17 protein-coding genes are annotated in these 16,560 nt (G+C 42.9%); 1 reads left to right on the forward strand and 16 read right to left on the reverse strand.

Features of this window, described 5'->3' with window-relative positions; translation table 11 throughout:
- Positions 1–11 precede the first annotated feature (11 nt).
- Genes ACQKMF_RS18250 through ACQKMF_RS18260 form a run of 3 tightly spaced genes read right to left on the reverse strand, consistent with a single transcriptional unit; the run spans position 12 to position 3,033 of the window.
- Entirely contained in the window at positions 12–1,031 is a 1,020-nt protein-coding gene (locus ACQKMF_RS18250) for a zinc-binding alcohol dehydrogenase family protein (RefSeq protein ID WP_402937233.1), read from the reverse strand.
- An 8-nt stretch (positions 1,032–1,039) separates the two neighbouring features.
- Positions 1,040–2,050, reverse strand: coding sequence for an ureidoglycolate dehydrogenase (gene allD / locus ACQKMF_RS18255; protein WP_101225453.1), 1,011 nt, complete (start codon positions 2,048–2,050; stop codon positions 1,040–1,042).
- Positions 2,051–2,076: 26 nt separating this feature from the next.
- A complete protein-coding gene (locus ACQKMF_RS18260; protein ID WP_427574362.1) occupies positions 2,077–3,033 on the reverse strand; it encodes a sugar kinase in 957 nt (318 codons plus the stop codon).
- Positions 3,034–3,426: 393 nt separating this feature from the next.
- Here ACQKMF_RS18260 and ACQKMF_RS18265 point away from each other — a divergent pair, with 393 nt between their 5' ends.
- Positions 3,427–4,344, forward strand: a complete 918-nt coding sequence (locus tag ACQKMF_RS18265; protein WP_427574364.1) for a DMT family transporter — start codon at positions 3,427–3,429, stop codon at positions 4,342–4,344.
- 378 nt (positions 4,345–4,722) lie between these two features.
- On the opposite strand, the gene ACQKMF_RS18270 is transcribed toward ACQKMF_RS18265, so the two are convergent.
- The 13 genes from ACQKMF_RS18270 to gucD all read right to left on the reverse strand — a co-directional run bounded on the left by ACQKMF_RS18270 (position 4,723) and on the right by gucD (position 16,550).
- Complete coding sequence (locus tag ACQKMF_RS18270; RefSeq protein ID WP_427574366.1) at positions 4,723–5,361, reverse strand: urease accessory protein UreH; 639 nt, start codon at positions 5,359–5,361, stop codon at positions 4,723–4,725.
- On the reverse strand, positions 5,358–5,834 hold the full coding sequence (gene larC / locus ACQKMF_RS18275) for a nickel insertion protein (RefSeq protein WP_137017611.1): 477 nt from the start codon (positions 5,832–5,834) through the stop codon (positions 5,358–5,360). Before larC (ACQKMF_RS18275) ends, ACQKMF_RS18270 begins: the two co-directional genes overlap by 4 nt.
- Positions 5,831–6,757, reverse strand: coding sequence for a LarC family nickel insertion protein (gene larC, locus ACQKMF_RS18280; protein ID WP_402937241.1), 927 nt, complete (start codon positions 6,755–6,757; stop codon positions 5,831–5,833). The genes larC (ACQKMF_RS18275) and larC (ACQKMF_RS18280) overlap by 4 nt, the downstream gene beginning before the upstream one ends.
- The gene (gene larB / locus ACQKMF_RS18285) at positions 6,738–7,508 is read right to left on the reverse strand and encodes a nickel pincer cofactor biosynthesis protein LarB (protein WP_101225459.1); all 771 of its coding nucleotides are present in this window, start codon (positions 7,506–7,508) and stop codon (positions 6,738–6,740) included. Before larB ends, larC (ACQKMF_RS18280) begins: the two co-directional genes overlap by 20 nt.
- Positions 7,505–8,320 (reverse strand): ATP-dependent sacrificial sulfur transferase LarE, encoded by an 816-nt coding sequence (larE, locus tag ACQKMF_RS18290; RefSeq protein ID WP_402937243.1) that lies wholly within the window; start codon positions 8,318–8,320, stop codon positions 7,505–7,507. Before larE ends, larB begins: the two co-directional genes overlap by 4 nt.
- Before the next feature lie 175 nt (positions 8,321–8,495).
- Positions 8,496–9,128, reverse strand: a complete 633-nt coding sequence (locus tag ACQKMF_RS18295; RefSeq protein ID WP_101225487.1) for a bifunctional 4-hydroxy-2-oxoglutarate aldolase/2-dehydro-3-deoxy-phosphogluconate aldolase — start codon at positions 9,126–9,128, stop codon at positions 8,496–8,498.
- 13 nt (positions 9,129–9,141) lie between these two features.
- A complete protein-coding gene (locus ACQKMF_RS18300; RefSeq protein WP_101225461.1) occupies positions 9,142–10,098 on the reverse strand; it encodes a sugar kinase in 957 nt (318 codons plus the stop codon).
- Positions 10,099–10,119: 21 nt separating this feature from the next.
- On the reverse strand, positions 10,120–10,983 hold the full coding sequence (locus ACQKMF_RS18305) for a fumarylacetoacetate hydrolase family protein (RefSeq protein WP_402937245.1): 864 nt from the start codon (positions 10,981–10,983) through the stop codon (positions 10,120–10,122).
- Between the two features lie 14 nt (positions 10,984–10,997).
- The gene (locus tag ACQKMF_RS18310; protein ID WP_402937247.1) at positions 10,998–11,957 is read right to left on the reverse strand and encodes a C-terminal binding protein; all 960 of its coding nucleotides are present in this window, start codon (positions 11,955–11,957) and stop codon (positions 10,998–11,000) included.
- A 34-nt stretch (positions 11,958–11,991) separates the two neighbouring features.
- Positions 11,992–12,939, reverse strand: a complete 948-nt coding sequence (locus ACQKMF_RS18315; protein WP_230175867.1) for a U32 family peptidase — start codon at positions 12,937–12,939, stop codon at positions 11,992–11,994.
- A complete protein-coding gene (locus ACQKMF_RS18320) occupies positions 12,936–13,847 on the reverse strand; it encodes a dihydrodipicolinate synthase family protein (RefSeq protein WP_101225465.1) in 912 nt (303 codons plus the stop codon). The genes ACQKMF_RS18315 and ACQKMF_RS18320 overlap by 4 nt, the downstream gene beginning before the upstream one ends.
- A 17-nt stretch (positions 13,848–13,864) precedes the next feature.
- Positions 13,865–15,013, reverse strand: a complete 1,149-nt coding sequence (dgoD, locus tag ACQKMF_RS18325) for a galactonate dehydratase (RefSeq protein ID WP_402937250.1) — start codon at positions 15,011–15,013, stop codon at positions 13,865–13,867.
- 67 nt (positions 15,014–15,080) lie between these two features.
- Positions 15,081–16,550 carry an alpha-ketoglutaric semialdehyde dehydrogenase GucD gene (gucD, locus tag ACQKMF_RS18330; protein WP_427574373.1) on the reverse strand — a complete coding sequence of 490 codons (1,470 nt, stop codon included), beginning with the start codon at positions 16,548–16,550 and terminating at the stop codon, positions 15,081–15,083.
- Positions 16,551–16,560 lie beyond the last annotated feature (10 nt).

Consider the following 16,560-nt stretch of genomic DNA (forward strand, 5'->3'; position numbering starts at 1 on the left):
CTCCTACCCCCTTAATTAAAAACGATGATCGCTTTTCGAACTTGTTCGGGATGATTTTCAACAAAATTAAATGCTTCCTGGATATCATCGAGCGAAAATGTATGGGTGACTAAACCTTCATGTCTGAGTTTGCCTTCATTCAAAAGCTTAACCACTTTTGGAAACTGGTCGGTTTGCAATCTAGATCCTTTCACAGATACTTCCTTTTTAGTGATTGGAAGCTGGGAAATAGCTGAAGGACGTTCATCAAAACCGAGTACGACAATCCGCCCGGCCGTTGACACTACATCAAAGGACAATTCAAAGGTCATCGGTAAGCATACTGCATCAATGACGACGTTGGCCCCTTCCCCATTCGTCCATTCTTCCACTCGTTTTTGAACATCTTCCTTTCCCGCATGTACAGTGATATCAGCGCCGCTTTCTTTAGCGAATTCCAAACGCTCATCACTTAAATCCGTGATCATCACAGATGCTCCTTGAAGCTTTGCCATCTTTAAAATGCATATCCCAATAGGTCCAGCTCCCTGGATTAGCACGGTTTCCCCTTCCTCGACTTCGCCTCTCCAAACGGCCTGTGCTCCAATTGTGTATGGCTCCGCCAATACTATTTCATCCCAAGCTAAAGCGGAATCCACAACATGTAATTGTTTCTCGGGAAGGACGAACCATTCCCTCAACCCACCATCTTCATGCACGCCAAAAACGGAAAGTTTTTCACAAACATTTTGGCGTCCTTTGCGGCAAGCGTAACACTCACCGCAATAACTGATGGGCTCAATAACAACGTGGTCCCCAACTTTTATGCCCGCGACGCCTTGACCTATCTCCACAACTTCTCCCGCTACTTCATGTCCAACGACCCGCGGCAAAGTTGCAAGAGGATTGGTGCCATGGTAAATATGCATATCCGATCCGCAAATCCCGACTCTTTTTACTTTTACAAGGACATCCGTCGAGTTCGAAATCCGTGGTTTTTCAACTTCTTGAATGTTAAGTTCATGAGCTTTACGTACTTGAACCGCTTTCATTTCCCCACCTACTTTGTAAGAAATTCATAAACACTTGATGCTATCGTAATACCTTGTTTCAGGTTTTTTTCTTCATTGATTTGTTCGATCTCACCCGGTACATATACGCGATCGAACCCTGGAGCAGGTTCAACCTGTTGCAGCTCTTCGATCATTTGATCCATTTGCTCTAGAAATATATCAGTATCCGTAAAGAACGAAGGATTAATTACACAAAAATAATGTCCCAGCTTCCGTTTCTTATCAAGATCGTCATACATTTTCCCAATGTGCGGGCCAAATGCCGCACCGGCCAATAATCCAGAAAACACATCTACAATTACGGATAGGCCATAACCTTTCGGGCCTCCGAAAGTGGAAAGGGAAACGACTTTATTCGGGTCTGTGACCGTAGCTCCATTTTCATCCACTCCCCATCCTTCAGGGATTTCCTTTCCCTCTTCCCGTGCCTGGAGGATTTTCCCCAGTGCAACATTGGAAGTTGCCATATCAAGAATAAAGGGTTTCTTCGTTTTGGCAGGAACTCCGTATGCGATTGGGTTGGTACCAAGAAAAGAAGTTTTCCCTCCGAATGGGACCACAATTTTATCGGTATGTGACATTGCGATTCCAATCAACTTTGCTTCAGCTGCTTTTTGAACGAAATAGCTTAGTGCTCCGCAATGGCTGCTATTAAAAACAGTCACCATGCCCACGCCATTATCTCTGGCCATTTCGATCGCATGGTCCATGGCCACGTCGCTGATCACATGACCAAATCCATCATCTCCATCAACTACACCGGTAACGGGTCCTGTCTTTTGAAAGGAAATCTGTGCATCGGGATTTATTCCTCCTGCCTGTAAACGGTTCACATAATGCTCTGTTCGTAAAACACCATGGGAATTGACATTTCTAAGATCGGCATGAACCAATACTTCCGCGATTTTCCCGGCATTTTCTTCATTTAAACCCACTTTGGTCAGCTGTTGTATTACTAATCGTTTTGCTTCCTCCGCTTGAATCGTTACTGTTGCCATTTCATTCCCTCGTTTCTTTCAGTCATCTATCTTTCTATAACGGCCTCATTCTGTATGAAAGGCATTACTTCATCCAAATACGGTAATCCTTCATTGTCCCCAGCCACAGTTGTGACAAGAGCTCCTACACCATTTGCGAATGTTAATCTTTCATCAATGGATAAGCCATGAAGATATCCGTAAATATAGCCGGCATCATAACCATCTCCCGCTCCAACAGTGTCCAGGGGTATAACAGGGAAGGCTTCTTTTTCATGCCATTCATTTTTGGTATATAGTTTTGAACCATGTTTCCCGTCCTTGATGACAAGTTGATCAATGTCATTCACCTTCGCGAATTTTGCCAAAGATTCTTTTGAGTCAGTTCCGATGATCAATCTTATTTCATCCAAACCTGTAAGCAAAATATCAACATATGGAAAAATATCATAATAAACTGATCTTGCTTCCTCGATTGACCATAGCTTTAAGCGGATATTCGGATCAAAGGAAATAGGTATATTTTTTTGTTTTGCAATGTCCATTACCCTCTTGGCAATATCCACATTTTGGGGATCTATAGCCAGAAATACTCCAGTAAGATGGACTATATCAATCTCTTCAAACATCTTTTCTGTTATATCTTCCGGTTTTAAAGTTAAAATCGGAGATTGATAGCGGTAATAAAATGTCTTTCCGGAACCATCTTCCCGGATTTCTTTAAAGTTAAGGGATGTTGGATAACCATTTACAAAGGCAACATCACTCATGTCCACGCCTTCCCCACGAGCGAAATTATAGATAACTCTGCCGAACTCGTCCTTGCCTAAACGACTTATCCATTTTGCCCGCATGCCTAGCCTTGCACAGCCAATTGCAAAATTCAGTTCTGCGCCTCCTACTTTTCGCTCAAAACGGGTTACGAATCTTAAAGGTCCTGTTTCTTCCGGATTTAGCGTAATCATGGCGTCGCCCAGCGTTAAAACACCATATTTTGATGACAATACAGTACCCCCTTCTTTCGAACAATCACAAATAAAAAGAAAAACATTTGATCATATCACTTTCATTAAGCTATATTGCTAAATCGATTTAGTTAATTACTAAACCGGTTTGGTAAATCATAAGGAAATTGTAAATGAAAACCCTACCAAAAACAATAGAAAAGTTAGATAATTTGTAATTTTATTTTTATTTGATAATATTTCAGCTAAATTTATGATAAAAAACCATATTAAGGTAAAGTGAAAGGGGTTATTTCTTCCCTCTTTTTTTAATGATTAAGAGCTTCTGATTTTTCATCCTTGGGCTTTTAATCAAATTTTACTCTTTGCTATTAATTTAGTGAAAGTTGTATAATATATCAATTATTAAATAAGTTTGAAAGGTTGTTTGGAATGAGTTTTTTGAAAATATACATCTTACTTACCGGAATAATGATCACGTGGGGGTTAAATGTCTCAGTTATTAAAATTTTAGTTGCGTATACGCAGCCAGTAACGATCACTTCATTGAGAATTTTTACTGCTTCTCTTATCGTCATTATTATTCTTTTCTTCTTTGGATTAATACGTCTTCCTAAAAAAAGTGAACTTCTTTACGTTTTTGGAGGAGCACTTTTGAGTGTCGTTTTTCATCATTATTTTTTAGCTGAGGGATTGACGAAGACTTCAGCCTCGAATGCTGGACTGATTCTGGGCATGGGGCCAATATTGACTGTCATCTTGACCATGATATTCTTTCGTAAAAAGCCCACTTTAATCCGGCTTCTTGGCTTTATATGCGGTGCTCTGGGCGTGAGTTTTACCGTTATGGCAGGAAGTGGAGGACTTCATTCCATTAATCTGGGAGATGTGGATATTCTCCTTTCCATTCTTTCACAGGCACTGAGTTTCATACTCATTAATAGAGCCTCAAAAACAATGGATCCACGATTATTAACCGGCTACATGATGCTTATCGGGTCTTTTATTCTTTTTGCCATCAGCTTATGGAAGGAACCAGAGGGCTTATCTTCACTGGCAACGGCACCGCCATCCATCTGGGGAGCTTTCTTGTTCTCCGCTATTTTTGCCACTGCCCTTGGGCACATGAGCTATAATTATGCCATTGGTAAGGTAGGCGCAGCCGAATCATCGATATTTCTTAACTTAAACACCTTATTCTCTTTGTTAGGGGCAGCATTTTTCCTTAATGAAGCCATAGTTCCTGCACATTTCATTGGACTTATATTCATTGTTTCAGGAGTATTGCTTGGCTCCGGTGCAATAGAAATATGGATTCTTCAACGGAAAAATAAACGCATTTCTGCCTAACGGCTACAGCAAAACCTAGATTTCGTGACTTTCTATATAAAAATACTAACAGATCCTACGACACTGCCATTCTTAAAAAAATGGCTTAGCAGTGTCATGGGGTCTTATTTTTATTGTCCATCCCTTCTTCCAACTACAAATAATTGCAGAATAATAATTGGAGGTTCATATCCGTTACAATATACCCCGGAAATTTGCTTGGACATGTCCATTGAAGTGTGCCCATTAAAACAAGCCTTTTTGTCAGTTTTCTTTCTGAGAAACCTCCTAGAAGACATATTGTCTACTTAATATTGGTTTTGATGAATTAATAAAAATAAAAGAGACTGTCCATGGGTTACAGACAGCCTGAGATTTCAGTCATGCTTATAAAATAAATCAATTAGCCCAGAGCGCAAACAAACCTTCTGTTACACCCAATTTGTATATATAATAAAGTCCGAATGAAAAACTTAAAGCTCCCGCCAGCTTGATGAAGATTCGGTTTAAAACGATGTCCTTTCGATTCAAAGCAAACGGTATGCCTAGTAAAGTTGTAAAGCACAGCATGCCAATAATGGTTCCCGCGCCAAATATTATTATATAGATGGACCCTTGGCCTATTCCGGTTACTGTCGACATCGTTAGAATGACCATTGCGGCACTGCCCGCGAGACCATGGACGAACCCAATTAAAGCAGACACCAAAAAAGGGCGAAATCTATCTTTGTCGTTCGTGATATTAGGGCTAGCTTTAAATAAACTTTTCGCCCCTAGCATAACAAGCATAATGCCAACACCGAATTCCAGCGTCATGCTTAACGACTCTGGAATCTCCCCTTTCATCCAAATGAACATCATACCTATAAGAAACAGCGTACATGTATGTCCTATACCCCAATACACCCCCGTTAGAGTGGAACGCGATAATTTTTTCGCATTTCCTGCCGTGGTTGCTACCGCAATAACATGATCCGGCTCTAACGAATGCTTTATCCCTAATATGAATCCAAATGTAAGAATCGACACCAAACTCATTTCTCTACCACCTCCCCGAGACACTTCCATACTTCTTCATACACCCTTTTAAGAGGTATATTGTTCTGTACGGCAATTTTACGGCAATCTTCATATTCAGGTGCCTGCTGCAAGGTCAACCCCTCATGAATCCCTCTCTTCATCGTCACTTCCCCCCATTGAGTATTCACATTGAAAAAAGAGCGCTCAAGCCGGTGCACGGTAAGAGGGTAGTAGCGAATACCGAGAGTCGTCGTTTCAGCAAATAATATCTTCTTCATTTTCGAAATCACCTGCTGTGAACAGAGAAGTTGCAATAACACCCCCGGTCGATTTTTTTTCATAAAGATTGGTGTATAAAATACATCATTTGCTCCTGATTCAAACAACAAATCCATTACATGCCCAAGCCATTCACCGGAAATATCATCTAGATTCACTTCCATTTTCACCATTTGTTCATCAAGATGCTCATGATCAGGTGGGCGCTTCATTGGATCTCCCCTATAATAATGCGTAGGACGTTCGGATGATTTTCGAATGTTTTTTTTCCCGCACCATAGCCAATCGATTCGACAGTCATGGGTGGAAGCGAGCCGAAATTTTCAGCTAAAACAGCAGCGATGGCAGCACCGGTCGGCGTTGCTAATTCAGAACGAATATCGTTTGAGGCAATCGGTACCCCCTTTAATATTTCAAGAGTGGCAGGTGCAGGAACAGGATATATTCCGTGATCAATATGTATATGTCCAAATCCCGTTGGAATGGCTGATGACTGAACAGATTCAATACCTAGCTGATCGATTAAAATTGCAGCCCCGATTATATCTATTATTGAGTCTACCGCTCCCACCTCGTGAAAGTGAACTTTATCAAGAGGAAGCCCGTGTATGTGCCCTTCCGCCTCACCAATCTTCTTAAAAATGGCGAGTGACATGTTTGTTACCGATTCATTAAAGTTCGCCTCATTGATAGCTTCTACAATTTGTTTGTAGGTACGGCTGCCGTGATGGTTGTGAGGTACATGGCTATGGTTGTGTTCATGTCCATGACTTTGTTCATGTTCATGGCTATGGTTGTGTTCTTGTCCATGGTTGTGCTCATGTCCATGACTGTGTTCTTGTCCATGACTGTGACTGTGTCCATGACTTTGTTCATGTCCATGACGGTGTTCTTGTCCATGGCTGTGGCTGTGTTCATGTGTTTGCTCTGATTTACTGGTAAGAAAGACATCAAATTTAGTACTTGTAATGCCATTTTTGACGACCTTCACCCATGACAGATTATATTCTTCATCTATGTTCAGCTTTTTTAACTCTTCTTCCATTTGTACAGGGTCTGCACCTGCATCAATCAACGCACCAATAACCATATCTCCGCTTATGCCGGAAAAGCAGTCAAAATATAAAGTCCTCATCACTATTGACCTCCTTTTTATGTACGAGTTTGTATATAATGGCTGCATTGTAGGCTGCACCAAATCCATTATCTATGTTCACCACACTTACACCCGATGCGCATGAATTAAGCATCGATAAAAGTGCCGATAAACCGTTAAAATTAGCACCGTAACCAATACTTGTCGGCACAGCAATAATTGGATTCGTGACAAGGCCTCCTAACACACTTGGAAGTGCCCCTTCCATCCCCGCAACACAAACTGATACCGTAGCCCCTCGTATCTCGTCAATATTATCAAGAAGGCGGTGCAGTCCAGCAACACCTACATCGTATATACGCCTGACTGGAATACCTAGAGTTTCGGCCGTCACGGCAGCTTCTTCAGCAACGGACAAATCTGATGTCCCGGCGCACACAATTGCAATATATGAATCAACGGATTTCGGCTTTTCTTTAACCCAAGCAAGTGTCCGTGCAATCTCGTTATACTCAAAATCACTACATTCTTTTTGTACAAATACCGCTTTTTCCCGAGAAATACGAGTCACAAGCACAGAATCATTCCTTGTCCGCAGCGATTGGACAATCGTTAAAATTTGTTCAGCTGTTTTCCCTTCCCCAAACACAATTTCGGGAAAGCCTTGTCTCCTTTTACGATGATGATCGATTTTTACAAACCCTAAATTTTCATAGGATGCAAGTTTTCCCTTCGCTTCCGCAACTGTCAATGAACCCTTTTGAACCTGCTCCAAAATATCGTCAATCATAACATTTCTTCCTTTTTAAGCGCCATATTCATACTTCCGCTTGTATAGCCCGTGAGATCCATTGATACATACTTATAACCAAATTGCTTCAGCCGTTTCGTGATCGCCGCATGGTATTGAAGCACTCGCGGCATATCATCGGGTTCAACTTCAATTCGGGCAGTATCCTCATGGGTCCTGACTCTTACCTGATGAATATCCAGTGATTTTATGTAAGCCTCTGATTTATCAACTTTGGTCAATTTTTCCTTCGTAATGATATCGCCATATGCTATTCGTGAGGATAGGCAAGCAAATGACGGTTTATCCCAGGTTGGCAATCCGGCTTGCTTGGACAATACTCTTATTTCTTCTTTGTATAAATCGGCTTCTAGAAGAGGTCCCTTGATTCCTTTTTCTTTAGCTGCTTTCATGCCTGGACGAAATTCGTTAGCATCATCAGCGATAACTCCATAAATAATATTATTAAATTCATATTCTTCAAGAATAGGAAGCAGATGGTCAAATAAACTACTTTTACAAAAGTAACAGCGATTCTGATTGTTTTCTTTATATCCAGGAATGGCCAACTCCGAAGTTTGAATGACACGATGGTTGGCACCAATCCATTTTGTTAGCATAATGGCTTCATTCAATTCACTCGACGGATAGGTTTCCGAATCTGCTGTAATGGCTAACACATTATCATAACCCAGAGTATCAATAGCGACTTTTAGCAAAAACGTGCTATCCACCCCTCCTGAAAAAGCGACCACAACCGACTCCATTTTTTGGAGAATACCCTGCAGATTACTGTACTTTTCTAGTAACATAGCACTTTTCCCCTTTCTGGTTTGTCTTTAATTTATCTACTGTCCATCAGCAATGCCACCCTTGATGGAAATTTAACGGATACATCAAATTGGTAGGAATGGAGGAAAAAACATACAGTCATACTTTCATTTCCAGCGATTATTGAATTGATATGAATATAAGCGTCGGACTGCATTAGCTTTTTTGTACGATAGCCGAGAATTTTTTTGCCGTTTCTGTCAGCCTTGTGTAATCTTCACCTGTAATCAATTTCGCAGGATTGATCAATGAACCGCCAACTCCCGCAGCGATGGCCCCTGCCTTAAAAAACGAAGCGAGGTTGTCAAGGTTGACACCGCCAGTTGGCATTAGAGGGATGTGAGGAAGCGGCCCTTTAAGATTTTTAAAGTAACTAACACCCAATGCATCTGCCGGGAAAACTTTGATGATGTCAGCTCCATTCTCGTAAGCAGTCAATATTTCGGTTGGTGTGAGCGCACCTGGGATGCTAATAACGCCATAGCGCTTCGCCATTTTAATCGTTTTGACATTGACGGTTGGAGAAAAGATAAATTCCGCCCCTGCCATTATTACCGCACGGGCCGTTTCAGGATCCAATACTGTACCGGCACCCGCTATGATATCATCACCGAACTCCTCTTTCACTCTTTCAATCAAATGGCACACTTTGGGAGTTTCCACTGTTATTTCTAGCGTTCGGATGCCGCCCTCTTTCAGGGCCCGGGCGATTGGTATAATTTGATTGGGGCGTGCTCCGCGAATGACGGCGACCAGCTTCCCATGTTTAAGCTCTTCAAGTTTAGTCATTTTTTCCACCTTTCTACCTCTTCACATCATCAGCGCCGCCACTCATGAACAAAGCGAGGTCGGCACGGGCCGGCAAACCCTCAACATCGCCATTTACCATCGTTGCCATTGCTCCCATGGCATTTCCACGCCTTGCAGCTTCATCTAGCGGCAGTCCATCAAGCAGACCGGAAAGTACACCGGATGCAAAAGCATCACCAGCACCGATGGGATCCACGACCCGTTCCACATAGAATCCAGGAACGTATGTTTTCGGTACAGACGGGGCTGAAATTAAAGAGCCTTCTTTGCCCAATTTAAGTAAAACTGTTTCGACACCGAGTTCATGAAAATGATCGGCAAATTTCTCCGGAGTATGGGAGCCGAATAAAAATTCGGCTTCGGCCACCCCAGGCATGACGATATCACTTTTCGAGGCGTACTTTGTTATGATGTGACGTGCTTCATTTTCATCACCCCATATTTTCAAGCGAATATTCGGATCGAAGACGATTTTTGTTCCGTTTTCCTTAGCAATGCGGATCGCTTTATCCAAGAGCGACTGACAAGAATTCCCTAGTGCAGGGGTAATCCCCGTAATATGGAGATAAGCGGCGTCTTGGATGGCAAGATCAGTTAGTAATTCCGCCGTCATTTTACTAGCGGCCGAATCTTTCCGGTAATAATAAACTCGAGTATCATTCAGCCGTCTGAATTCTTTAAAAAAGACTCCGGTAGGCGCATCAGGGTCTCTTGTTACATAAGAGACATCAACGCCTTCTCCGCGAATGAACGATTGCATGGCATCGCCAAATTCATCCTCACCGAGACGGCTAATCCAGCGTGAGCTATGACCGAGTCGGCTTAACCCGATCGCGACATTGGATTCCGCACCGCCAAACTTCATCGAAAAAGATCTGGCGTGGCGAAGCGGTCCTTCTTCATTCGGGGTAAACACTGTCATTGTTTCTCCGATGGTTACAACATCCATGTCATCATCTTCTTTCTCTTATCATGCTATTACGTGATTAGAAAGCTTACCGATCTTCTCAATTCTGACGTTCATCCGGTCACCGTTTTTCAACCAGATTTTCGGATTCCTTCCCATTCCAACGCCTGGTGGCGTGCCAGTTGCAATCAAATCACCTGGCATTAGCGTCATGGACTGTGATAAAAATGAAATGATTTTCGGAACCGTAAAAATTAGGTTGCTTGTATTTGAATCCTGCATAATTTCACCGTTTAATTCGAGCGAAATCGCTAGATTGTGGGGGTCACCCACTTCATCTTTTGTCACGATAACAGGACCAAATGGAGCGAATGTATCCGCCGTTTTGCCCCTTGACCACTGACCGTCCTGAAATTGCAAATCTCGGGCGCTGATATCATTCATAATCGTGTAGCCAAAGACGTAGTCATCCGCCTCTTCTTCTGACACATGTTTCGCTTCTCTACCAATGACAAACGCAAGCTCTGCTTCAAAGTCGACCTCGGTTGAATTAATCGGGATTTCAATCGCATCATTATGTCCGGCAATAGCATTAGCATATTTCGAAAAAATGACCGGTGATTCAGGAGGCTCCATCCCGGTTTCCTTGCAATGATCAAAATAGTTAAGTCCTACGCAAATGATTTTATCCGGCTTTGCGATTGGCGGCAGGATATTTACTTCTGACAGTTTGAATATTGCATCGTCATTTACCCGTTGCTCGATTAACTGTTCAGCACGTGAACGCAACTCGCTTCCTCGTTCTATAAATTTTTTCATGCAAGCAGGAAATTCTTCTGGACCGAGGGCCGTTAAGCTGATAATTTGATCATCTTTAACAAGACCGATGTGCTGTTCGGTTTGCACGGAAAAAGTTGCTATTTTCATATTTTTCCCCTTTCTTAGGTTAATGCGTATGGTGTTTTTTCCCCTTTTAAGACCTGAACGATATTTCTTGCTGCTTTTTGACGAAGTTCAACCATCGCTTCCTCAGAATACCAGGCGCTGTGCGGCGTAATGATGACATTGTCCATTGTGAGTAGCGGGCTATCGATTCGGACCGGCTCATTTTCTGTCACATCAAGTGCAGCACCTGCAATTATCCCTTTTTCAAGTGCATAGGAAAGTGCTTTTTCATCGATTATCGGTCCACGTGCCGTGTTAATGATGACCGCGTTACTCTTCATTTGTTTAAGGCGCTCCTCATTGATCAGGTGGTATGTATCATCAATTAAGGGCACATGGATCGACAAATAATCGGCTTCGCCTATAATTTCGTCGAGATCCATTTTTTGAACCCCGACAGCAGCCATGTCTGCCGCCGATACGAAAGGGTCATAAGCAGCGGTTTTAAAGCCGAGCGGTTTCACCTTTTCAATGAAACGGCGCGGAATCCGGCCAAAGCCGAGAACCCCAACCGTTTGTTCGTTAAAACGGTGAATCGGGACACACACTTTAAAGTCCCAGTTACCTTTTTTCACTTCCTTGTTTAACAGTGTCACTTTCCGCGCCGACGAAAGTAAAAGTGCCAATGCATGATTCGATACTTCTTCCATGCCATAATCCGGTACATTGGCGACAGTGATCCCCTTTTCTTTAGCCGCATTGAGATCAATTGTATTGACGCCAACACCATAGCGGGAGATGATTTTCGTGTTTTCAAGCGACTCAATGACTCGGCGTGAGATAGGAGCATATTGATTTAAAATTGCATCCGCTTCTTTTGCCTGCTCCATAACTTGTTCTTCAGTTTTGCATTGCGCTTTGATGAAATTGATATCCAGACCGCTTTCTTGAAAAATCTCTTCTTCATATTTCAAATGTTCAAATTCGTAATCCGTTAATAATATTTTAAAGGTCATTCGGGCTCAACTCCTTTATTGTAATACCAGACATCTATTTCGCTGCTGCCTTTTCAATTTTTGCAATTCCCAGTCCTTCTGCACCGAGTTTCGATGTTTTTGCTTCAGGATAGTATCGTTCGATCATTTGAATACCAATTGCGGCACGGCGTACACGTTCTTGAGCGAGTGAGATGTTCGTACTTTCCCATTGTTTCCCTGAAGGGTATACATCAGGATGATTACGCAGACCAAATTTAATGTATACAGGCGCCAATACACGGATAATTTCCGGTATTTCATAATAGCGAAGAAAGCCTCCAAAGGTATCCGGAACTTCAACATATAAATCAATTGGAATGTTTATTGATTGTCGGATCGCTGCAAGTTTAGACAGCGTTAATGCAGGTGGCACGTTGTAGGTATCCGCTCCGATGTCTTCCATTAATTTAACGGATACTGGATTGGCTGAACCCATTTGAACTGATACTTTAACAACAAAGTCTTCCGGAAGCTGTCCGTATTTTTTCATTTCTTTCGTTAAAAGTAGGAGTCCTTCATCCGCAACTAACGCACCGCGAAGACCAAGTGCAGCTCCTCTTTTCAAGTCTTCCATTGCATAAACAAGCTGGTCCGATCCTTCATGGCGGATTCCCTGAGATTTACCTCCTGGCGTAAGCGGTCCCGCACTGACATCCCATGAACCCCTGGGGCCGACAAACAAACTGAGCTCCATGCCGCGCTCTGCTGTCATTTCACACATTTCTTTAATTTCTTCATCCGTTTGAAGCATGATGCCGCTGCCCTGGGATATCCGGTGAATAGTCAAACCAAGTCGGTCAATTTCTTTCAATGTTTCTTTTAGGGCAGCTGGACCTTCTACACTTGGTAGTTCAATGCGGTATTGAGCTCCATCCGGAAATGTTTTCGTTGATGTAGGAAGTTCTTTAAGATCAGTGGATGGGTAGCCTAATTGTTCGAGCAAGTCGCGTGATTCTTTCATTTTTGGATGCCTTCTTTCATATCAATATTTTTTAAGAGAGCAGCTACTTTGTCACTCAAATCAGCAGGGTATACATCGCATGGGGCACGGTGTCCAGCCGCAACGTCAAACCAGCGCTGATGAACGGCTTCTTTCATGGCTGTAAAAAATGTCGGACCGTAATTGTACACATCCATCAGTTTTGAAATCACTTGATGATTTTTCTGGGCTTCAGCGAGATCCCCTTTATGATACGATTCATATAAATGTACGGATATTTCCGGGGCAAAGACAGCGCTTCCATTAATGCTTCCAGCTGCACCAATCATTTGAGCCGGAAGCAAATGCTCGTCAAACGCGGAGAAGACTTTGAAATCACTGCGAACTTTCTTCACTTCCGCGAGCACTTGACGAAGGTGCCCGAAATCACTGACCGTCTCTTTAATACCTGCTATGTTGGAATGATCTTGGGCTAATTTTTTAATCAATTCGATTGATAAATTTTGTCCGGTCAAGAGCGGGATGTTATAAATGAAAACTTGCAGATTAGTATGATTCGCTACGCTGGAAAAATGTCGATATAATTGCTCGTCAGACAGCTTCCAGTAATATGGGTTTACTACGAGAACGCCGTTTGCTCCATGCTCTTCTGCATAAGAAGTCAGTTCATGCACCTCTTTTAATGCGGTATGCCCGACTCCGACCATAACTGGCACTCGTCCGTTAATGTGCTTTAACATTTCGCGTACATATAATTTCCTTTCTTCAGTCGTAAGTGAGGAGAACTCACCTGAACTACCCATCAACAAAATACCGTCAATATTCCGTGAGATTAATAGGTCGATATACCTTCTGTTCAACTCCAAATCCAAGTTCCCAGTTTCATCAAATAAGGTGACTACCGGTGGAACGATGCCATGAAAGTCCATTATTTTTCCTCCTTTTATTACCATTCAGCGATACTCCCGTCTTCATTACGCCAAATTGGGTTTTTCCAATTATGTCCGGTCTCTGCTGCCTGCTTCACTTTTTCTTCATCAATTTCCACTCCAAGACCAGGTTTATCCGGAATGTTCACATAGCCATTTTCATAATCGAATAATTCTGGATTTTTCATATAATCGAGAATGTCCATGCCTTCGTTGTAATGAATACCAAGGCTTTGCTCCTGAATAATGAAATTCGGTGTCGTTGCGTCCAAATGAATGGATGAAGCAAGAGTCATCGGACCGAGCGGGCAGTGCGGCGCAATTGCTACATCATACGCTTCTGCCATTGCGGCAATTTTTTTCCCTTCTAAAATACCACCTGTATGAGACAGATCCGGCTGAATTATATCGACATAACCATCTTGAAGTAGCTGCTTAAAGCCCCAGCGCGTATACATTCTTTCTCCCGTCGCAATCGGACACGTAGTATGCCAGGCAATCTCACGAAGTGCTTCATTGTTTTCCGGGAGCACCGGTTCTTCAATGAACATTGGACGGTATGGTTCGAGTTCTTTCACAATCACCTTTGCCATCGTTTTATGAATCCTTCCGTGAAAATCCACACCGATCCCAAAGTCCTTGCCAACCGCTTCCCTGATTGAAGCAACGCGTTCGATGACCGCTTCTACTTTCGAAAAGCTATCTATGTAATTCATTTCTTCTGATGCGTTCATTTTGACAGCAAGGAAGCCTTCTTTCTGTTTTTCTATTGCGGCAGCAACTACATCCAGCGGTCTATCTCCTCCGACCCATGAGTAGACTTTAATTTTTTGACGTGCTTTGCCGCCGAGCATTTGGTATACAGGAATATCGAAGTATTTTCCTTTTATATCCCATAGTGCCTGCTCAATGCCGGAAATGGCGCTCATTAAAATTGGGCCCCCGCGGTAAAATCCACCTCGATAAAGCGTTTGCCAGATATCTTCAATATCGTTCGGATTTCTCCCGATCAAATAATCAGTCAGTTCGTTAACTGCTGCTTTAACAGTTTCAGCACGGCCTTCCACGACAGGCTCTCCCCATCCGGAAATGCCCTCATCCGTATCGATTTTTAAAAACAGCCAGCGGGGCGGAACTTTGTATAAAGAAATTTTTATGATTTTCATCAAGCACCTCGCAATGTTTTTTTGAAGAAAGAGAGATTTTCAAAAATGGAAACCTCCCTTGCACTTGTTAAGAACCTTTAATAAAAACCGTTTTTATGGCTGTATAAAATTCTTTCGCCGCTTCACCTTGCTCTCGCGAACCCGTGCTTGATGCCTTCATGCCTCCGAATGGGGCTTGCAACTCTACGCCCGCGCTTTCTGCGTTAATGCGGACAAGACCTGCTTCAATTTCATCAATGAACTCCAAAATTGAGCTAATATTTGATGTGAAGATTGATGCACTCAATCCATACTTCGTATTATTTGCCAAGTCAATCGCTTCGACAAGATCGGTTGCTTTCATAAGTGCGATAACTGGTCCAAAAATTTCTGCCTGTGCAATCTCCATTTCGGACGTCACGTCTTCAAAAATCGCTGGTGTGATGAAAAAGCCCCTATCATAGTCTCCGCCAGTTAATATCTCCCCGCCATGTATAAGTTTTGCGCCTTCCTGCTTGCCTTTTTCAATGTACTCTGTGACCGTTTTGAACTGGCTTTCGCTTGCACATGGACCCATCCAAATACCCTCTTGAAGACCGTTGCCTACTGTAATTTCCGCTGCTTCCTTTACCAGTTTTTGTTTGAATTCATCATAGACGGATGATTCAACGACTACACGACTTGAAGCTGTGCATTTCTGGCCGGAAGAACGAAATCCACCGCTGATGACCGCCTCGACAGCTTGGTCGATGTTTGCATCTTTCGTTACGATGACTGGGTTCTTGCCACCCATTTCAAGCTGATATTTTATGCCGCGTGCGGAAGCTGATTTTGCGACGCTCTGACCGACACTTTCAGAACCGGTAAATGTGATCGCATTTAAAAGCGGATGATCTATGAGTCCTTGACCGATGATCGACCCCTTACCGGTAATGAAGTTCACTACGCCCTCTGGGAAGCCTGCTTTTGTGAAGCATTCCATCACTTTCGCTGCAGTAACGGCTCCCTCCGTAGCCGGTTTCCATACGATTGAGTTGCCATATACAAGAGCAGGAGCCATTTTCCAGATGGGAATTGCAACCGGGAAGTTCCATGGCGTGATTATCCCGACAACACCAAGTGGGCTGCGTTTCGTAAACATTAGGGCATCTTTATCGGATGATGGAATAACATCGCCGTCTTTCCGCATCCCTTCCCCAGCATAGTAACGCAGAATTGCAACCCCCCGTGCCGTTTCACCTTTTGCTTCAGGTAACGTTTTCCCCATTTCGCGCGTCATCGTTTCGGCAATTTCATCTAGATTTTCTTCCAATATATTGGCCGTTTTGAAAAGGATTTGTCCACGTGCAGACTGCCCGATCCTGCGCCAATCCCTCTTTGCTTTATGCGCAGAAGCTACAGCTTTGTTCAAGTCATCTACCGTTGAGCTTTGAACATAACCAACCGGTTCTTTGTCCGCAGGATTAATGCTTTCGATTGTATTTCCAGAAGATGCATTCATCCACTCATTATTAATGAAATTTTTATATGTTTTCGTTGCAAATGTAGTTGATATCATAGTCTTTAGC

The organism is Peribacillus sp. NPDC101480 (genome assembly GCF_050277335.1).
Taxonomy (GTDB): Bacteria; Bacillota; Bacilli; order Bacillales; family DSM-1321; genus Peribacillus.